At 73.0% G+C, this 6,143-nt stretch carries 5 protein-coding genes; 1 reads left to right on the forward strand and 4 read right to left on the reverse strand.

The genetic code is table 11. The annotated features are described in order from the left end of the window. Positions 1–22: 22 nt before the first annotated feature. From E1283_RS29955 to E1283_RS29970, 4 genes are all read right to left on the reverse strand, one after another. Positions 23–829, reverse strand: a complete 807-nt coding sequence (locus E1283_RS29955; protein ID WP_132821308.1) for an enoyl-CoA hydratase/isomerase family protein — start codon at positions 827–829, stop codon at positions 23–25. Between the two features lie 61 nt (positions 830–890). Further along, a complete protein-coding gene (locus E1283_RS29960) occupies positions 891–1,115 on the reverse strand; it encodes a helix-turn-helix domain-containing protein (RefSeq protein WP_176582984.1) in 225 nt (74 codons plus the stop codon). A 364-nt stretch (positions 1,116–1,479) separates the two neighbouring features. After that, positions 1,480–3,078 (reverse strand): ABC-F family ATP-binding cassette domain-containing protein, encoded by a 1,599-nt coding sequence (locus E1283_RS29965; protein ID WP_132821310.1) that lies wholly within the window; start codon positions 3,076–3,078, stop codon positions 1,480–1,482. Positions 3,079–3,272: 194 nt separating this feature from the next. Continuing rightward, positions 3,273–4,646: a hypothetical protein gene (locus E1283_RS29970; RefSeq protein WP_425086254.1), complete on the reverse strand. Its 1,374-nt coding sequence runs from the start codon at positions 4,644–4,646 to the stop codon at positions 3,273–3,275. Positions 4,647–4,917: 271 nt separating this feature from the next. On the opposite strand from E1283_RS29970, the gene E1283_RS29975 reads away from it, so the two are divergent. Further along, on the forward strand, positions 4,918–6,143 hold a 1,226-nt coding region (locus tag E1283_RS29975; protein ID WP_132821312.1), incomplete at its 3' end, for an inorganic phosphate transporter.

Consider the following 6,143-nt stretch of genomic DNA (forward strand, 5'->3'; position numbering starts at 1 on the left):
GGCGGGTGGGGGCAAAACCCCGTCACCGCACCACGTCGGCCAGGTCCCGCAGGCGCCGCGCCTGCGCCGCGCGCTCCGTGGCGCGCTGTGTGTCGTAGTCCTGGCCGGAGGCCGCCCGTAGCAACGCCTTGGTCTCGATCACCGCGTCGCGCGGCGCGGCCAGCAGGGCCGCGACGAGGTCGGCGGTGGCGGCCGGGAGTTCGTCGGGGGCGACGACGAGGTTGGCCAGGCCGATGCGTTCGGCCTCAGCCGCCTGGACGGCGCGGCCGGTGGCGCAGATCTCCAGGGCCCGGCCGTAGCCGACGAGTTCGACGAGCGGCTTGGTGCCGCCCAGGTCCGGCACGAGCCCCAGCGAGGTCTCCCGCATCGCGAACTGCGCGTCGGCCGCGCAGATCCGCAGGTCGCAGGCGAGTGCCAGTTGGAAGCCGGCGCCGATGGCGTGGCCCTGGACGGCGGCGACGCTGACCAGGTCGTTGCGGCGCCACCAGGTGAACGCCTCCTGGAAGGAGGCGATCGTGGCGTCGAGGTCCGCGTCGGTGGCGCGGGCCAGGGTCAGGAAGGAGATGTCGCCGTCGATGCCCTCGGCGGTGAAGGCCCGCCGGTCAAGGCCGGCGGAGAAGGAGACGCCCTCGGCGCGCAGCACCACGATCCGGACGCTGCCGGGGAGGGCGCGGCCCGCCTCGGTGAGTGCCCGCCACATCGCGGGGGTCTGGGCGTTGCGCCGCGCCGCGACGGTCAGCGTGACCGTGGCCACGGCGCCGTCGACGGTGAGACGCACACCGTCCCTGTCGACGAGTGGGTTCTGCTGGTTCTGCGGGACCACGGCCACCTCCGGTCGCTACTCACCAGTAACTGACCGGTAGCGTAGCGGCCGCCGTGGGCCGTCGGCCTCAGGGGGTGGGGGCCGCCTTCTTGCCCCGGGTGGCGCCGCCGCGCCCGCGGAGTGTGACATCCGCCTCGCTGAGCATGCGGTGGACGAAGCCGTACGACCGGCCCGTCTCCTCCGCCAGTGCCCGGATGCTCGCACCCGACTCGTATTTCCGCTTGAGGTCCGCCGCGAGCTTCTCGCGAGCGGGGCCGGTCACCCGGCTGCCCTTCTTCAGAGTCTCGGCCACCCGTGCCTCCTCGTGGAAGTGCGCTCTGGACTTCTCATGATCACCCCTATCCGGCTTCCTGGCCACCCATTCGTCTGGGTCCGTACGACAAGCGGACAACGCGATTCCGGGCCCCGCCTGGGCCCACGGGCGGCGAGGGTTCCGAGGCGGGGGACGAAAGCGCAGGTCAGGGGCCGTCACTGGATCGGACCAGCGGATCGCCTGGACCGGGGGCACCGCCCGTTGCCCGGCGCGTCGACACGCCGGGGTACGAGCCGCCCTCACTCAGATGAATGATCAACCGTCGGCCGAATGATCCACCACGCATGATCACAAACGACCGTCGGAGGCACGACGCACACGCGCGCCAGGGGTGTCCCGCGGGTCAGGCGAGGGCGACGAGGTCCGCGTAGTCCTGGCTCCAGAGGTCCTCCACGCCGTCCGGCAGCATGATGATCCGCTCGGGCTGGAGCGCGTCGACGGCGCCCTCGTCGTGGGTGACCAGCACCACCGCGCCGCTGAAGCTGTGCAGCGCGCCGAGGATCTCCTCGCGGCTGGCCGGGTCCAGGTTGTTGGTGGGCTCGTCGAGCAGCAGCACGTTGGCCGAGGAGACCACGAGGGTGGCCAGGGCCAGGCGGGTCTTCTCGCCGCCGGAGAGGACGCCGGCCGGCTTGTCGACGTCGTCGCCGGAGAACAGGAAGGAGCCCAGCGTCTTGCGGACGGCGACCATGTCCAGGTCGGGGGCGGCGGAGCGCATGTTCTCCAGCACGGTGCGCCGCGGGTCCAGGGTCTCGTGCTCCTGCGCGTAGTAGCCGAGCTTGAGCCCGTGGCCCGGGGTCACCTCGCCGGTGTCGGGCTTCTCGACGCCGGCCAGCAGCCGCAGCAGCGTCGTCTTGCCGGCGCCGTTGAGGCCGAGGATGACGACCCGGGAGCCCTTGTCGATGGCGAGCGAGACGTCCGTGAAGATCTCGAGCGAGCCGTAGGACTTGGACAGGGCGTCGGCCATCAGGGGGGTCTTGCCGCACGGCGCCGGGTCGGGGAAGCGCAGCTTGGCGACCTTGTCCTGCTGCCGCTCGGCCTCGATGCCGGAGAGCAGCCGCTGGGCGCGCTTGGCCATGTTCTGCGCGGCGGTGGCCTTGGTGGCCTTGGCGCGCATCTTGTCGGCCTGGGCGTTGAGCGCGGCGGCCTTCTTCTCGGCGTTGGCCCGCTCCCGCCTGCGGCGCTTCTCGTCGGCCTCGCGCTGGATCTGGTACTGCTTCCAGCCCATGTTGTAGACGTCGATCTGGGCGCGGTTGGCGTCCAGGTAGAAGACCTTGTTGACCACGGTCTCGATGAGGTCGACGTCGTGCGAGATGACGATGAGCCCGCCGCGGTAGGTCTTGAGGAAGTCCCGCAGCCAGACGATGGAGTCGGCGTCCAGGTGGTTGGTGGGCTCGTCGAGCAGCAGGACGTCGGCGTCCGAGAAGAGGATCCTGGCGAGCTCGACGCGGCGCCGCTGGCCGCCGGAAAGGGTGTGCAGCGGCTGGGCGAGGATGCGGTCGGGCAGGCCGAGGCTGGCCGCGATGGTGGCCGCCTCGGCCTCCGCCGCGTAGCCGCCCCTGGTCAGGAACTCCGTCTCCTGGCGCTCGTACTTCCGCATGGCGCGCTCGCGGACGTCGCCCGAGCCGTTGGCCATCCGCTGTTCGCTGTCGCGCATGCCGCGCAGCACGGTGTCCAGGCCGCGGGCGGCCAGGATCCGGTCGCGGGCGAGCATGTCCAGGTCGCCGGTGCGCGGGTCCTGCGGCAGGTAGCCGACCTGTCCGCCGCGGGTGATGGTGCCGCCGGCCGGGATGCCCTCGCCGGCCAGGCACTTGGTGAGGGTGGTCTTTCCCGCTCCGTTGCGGCCGACGAGGCCGATGCGGTCTCCCCTGGCCACCCGGAAGGAGGCGGACTCGATGAGGATCCGGGCGCCGGCTCGCAGCTCGACGCCAGTGGCGGTGATCATGGACGTACTCCAGGCGACGGGACGTACGGACGTGCTGCCGTACGGGGACGGGTCTTGGCGGGAGGGATACGTCCGCTAGGGCACGAGGAGCGGAATGTCCATGCGGTCATTCTAACGGCGGCGGGCAAACCGTTTTCCGCGCTCTCGCGTTCGCCGCCGTGCCCCGGCGAACGCGGCGGCCGGGGCTGCGGACGTCAGGCGCCGCCGGTGTGGACCTGGAACGCGGCGCGGCGCACCCGTTTGGTGATGGCCGGGTCGGGGTGGGCGGCGGCGAGGGCCAGCAGGACCTGGACGGTGCGGGGATGGCCACAGACGCGGATCTCGTCCACCAGTTGGGCGACCGTCGGCTGGGGGGCGGAGTCGAGGTGGTCGAGGAGCAGCCGCTCGGCGCCGTTCTCGTGGGCGGCGGACGCGGTGTCGACCCAGAGCCAGGTGGCCTCGGCGCGGGTGAGCACGCCGATCGGGGTGTCGGTGTGGTCGCGGGGGTCGCCGCCCTCCTGGTCCGCGAGCCAGAGCAGGGCGTAGGGGCGCAGCACGGGCTCGTCGACGGCGGCGCGGACGGCGGCCAGGGCGGGGGCGCCGACGGCGCGCAGCGCCTCGAAGGCGAGGCCGCGGATCAGGGCGTCCTCGCCGCGGGCGGCGTCCAGCAGCTCGGTGACGGCCGGCCCGGTGGAGCGGGCGGCGAGCCAGGCGCGGTACTCGGCGCGGGCCGGCCCCGGGGTGAGGGCGGCGCAGCCGCGGAGCATGGCGACGGCGGACTGTTCGATGTTGCCGGCCGGGCTCTGGGCCGCGATGCAGATCTGTTCCAGCTTCGTCCAGACGGCCCAGCCGCCGAGGTCGGTGAGCCTGGCGTGTTCGGGGTGGCGGCTGCGGGCGTGCAGGGTGAGGGCGCCGACCTCGGCGAGGGCGTCCAGGGCCCAGCCGAGCAGTCGCACCAGTTCGCCGAGCTCGCGCTGCGCGATGCCCTCGGGTTGGGGTGGTATGTCGTCGGGTCCCTCGGCCGAGGTGGTGGGGCGTTCGGCGCGGAGTTCGGTGATGCGCTGGGTGAGGAGGTCGATGAGGCCGGCGGCGGTGACCGGGCCGTCCGAGAGCTGCATCACGGAGAGCAGTTGCGGGATGGCGGCGACGATCTCGCTGACGAGCCCCGGGTCGGCGTCCTGCGGCGCGGGGCGGGCGAGCGACCAGGCGTCGAAGAGGGCCACCCAGCCGCGCAGCGCGGCGGTGTCGTCCTGGTCCCAGGCCCGGAGCCGCCAACCGGCCCGGACTGCGGCGCCGTCCGCGCCCGGCTCGACGAGGCCGGCGAGCCTGGCGTGGCTCCACCGGTCACGGACCTGGCTCTCGGTCATGCCGAGTTCGGCGGCGGCCCGCCGGACGTCGGTCTCGGGGGAGACACCGGCACGCTGGGCCCAGTGGGCCAGGCGGACGGCCTCGGCGAGCAGGCCGCGGGCCTGCCTGGCCAGCCGGTCCTGGGGGGCGATGCCTCTGGGAGGCTTGGGAGGGCGTCTGGCGACCGCTGTTCGCCGGGGCGCCGCGGGGCGCTGGGCAGGCGTCTGTGGGACAAGTCGCAACCGGGGCTCACGCGGAGTTCGGGACGTCACGCGAGCAGTTTCTCCGTTCGGGGCTCCAAAGCTCAAACCCCGCACTCCGTGGTCCAGATGAGCGGCGGGTCGGCGCGGCTCGGCCGGACGTGGTCGGAGGCGCGACAGAGTGTGCCGGGGCCGGCGCCAAGCCCGGCGGCGAGCGCCAGACGACGGCCTTCCCGAGTTCATCCACCGTTCACCTATTCACCTTACGTTAACGGCGTTTGCCCCTCAGCCCGTCGAGCGGATTGTCGGATACATGGAACATGTAACGCTGTTGATCGCGATCGTGATCGTCACGGCACTCGCGTTCGACTTCACCAACGGCTTCCACGACACGGCCAACGCGATGGCCACGACGATCTCCACCGGGGCGATGGCCCCCAAGGCCGCGGTGGCGATGTCCGCCGTGCTCAACCTCGTCGGCGCCTTCCTCTCGGTCGAGGTGGCACGGACGATCTCCGGCGGGATCATCGACGAGGAGGCGGGCATCCAGCCGGAAGTCATCTTCGCGGGGCTGGTGGGCGCCATCGTGTGGAACCTGCTGACCTGGCTCGCCGGGCTGCCGTCCAGCTCCTCGCACGCGCTGTTCGGCGGGCTGATCGGGGCGACCGTGGCCTCCATCGGCCTCGGCGCGGTGAACGGGGACGCGGTGGTCACCAAGGTGTTGATCCCGGCGGTGGCGGCCCCGCTGGTCGCCGGGGTGGCCGCGACGCTGGCCACCCGGCTGACGTACCGGATCACCCGGGACGCGGACGAGCAGGCGACGGCCGGCGGCTACCGGGCCGGCCAGATCGCCTCCGCGGCACTGGTCTCGCTGGCGCACGGCACCAACGACGCGCAGAAGACGATGGGCGTGATGACGCTGGCGCTGATCGCCGGCGGCTCGCTGGCGCCGGGCGCCGACCCGCCGCTGTGGGTCATCACCTCGGCCGGCGTGGCCATCGCGCTCGGCACCTACCTCGGCGGCTGGCGGATCATCCGCACCATGGGCAAGGGCCTGACGGACATCCGGCCGCCGCAGGGCTTCGCCGCCCAGACCAGCGCGGCGACCACCATCCTGGCCTCCTCGCACATGGGCTTCGCGCTCTCCACCACCCAGGTCTGCTCGGGCGCCGTGATGGGCTCCGGCCTCGGCCGGCGCGGCGGCGTGGTGCGCTGGTCGACGGCGCGCCGGATGGTGGCGGCCTGGTTCCTGACGCTGCCGGCGGCCGGCCTGGTGGGCGCGCTCGCCGCGCTGCTCGCCGAGCGCGGCGACTGGGGCGTGGCGGCCGTCGCGGTGCTGCTGGTCGCGGCGAGCGCCGCCATCTGGCAGCGGTCGCGCCGTCGTCCGGTCGATCACTCGAACGTGAACGACGTCGAGTCCGATGTCGACGAGGTGAACGGGAGCACGGCGATCGGGGAGCCGATCCAGCTGGTCATCCCGGCGCCCGCCTCGGCCTCGACGCCGGCCTCCGCTTCGCCCTCCTCACCCCCCTCCGAGCC

Origin of the sequence: Streptomyces hainanensis (assembly GCF_004348415.1) — a bacterium.
GTDB lineage: Bacteria > Actinomycetota > Actinomycetes > Streptomycetales > Streptomycetaceae > Streptomyces > Streptomyces hainanensis.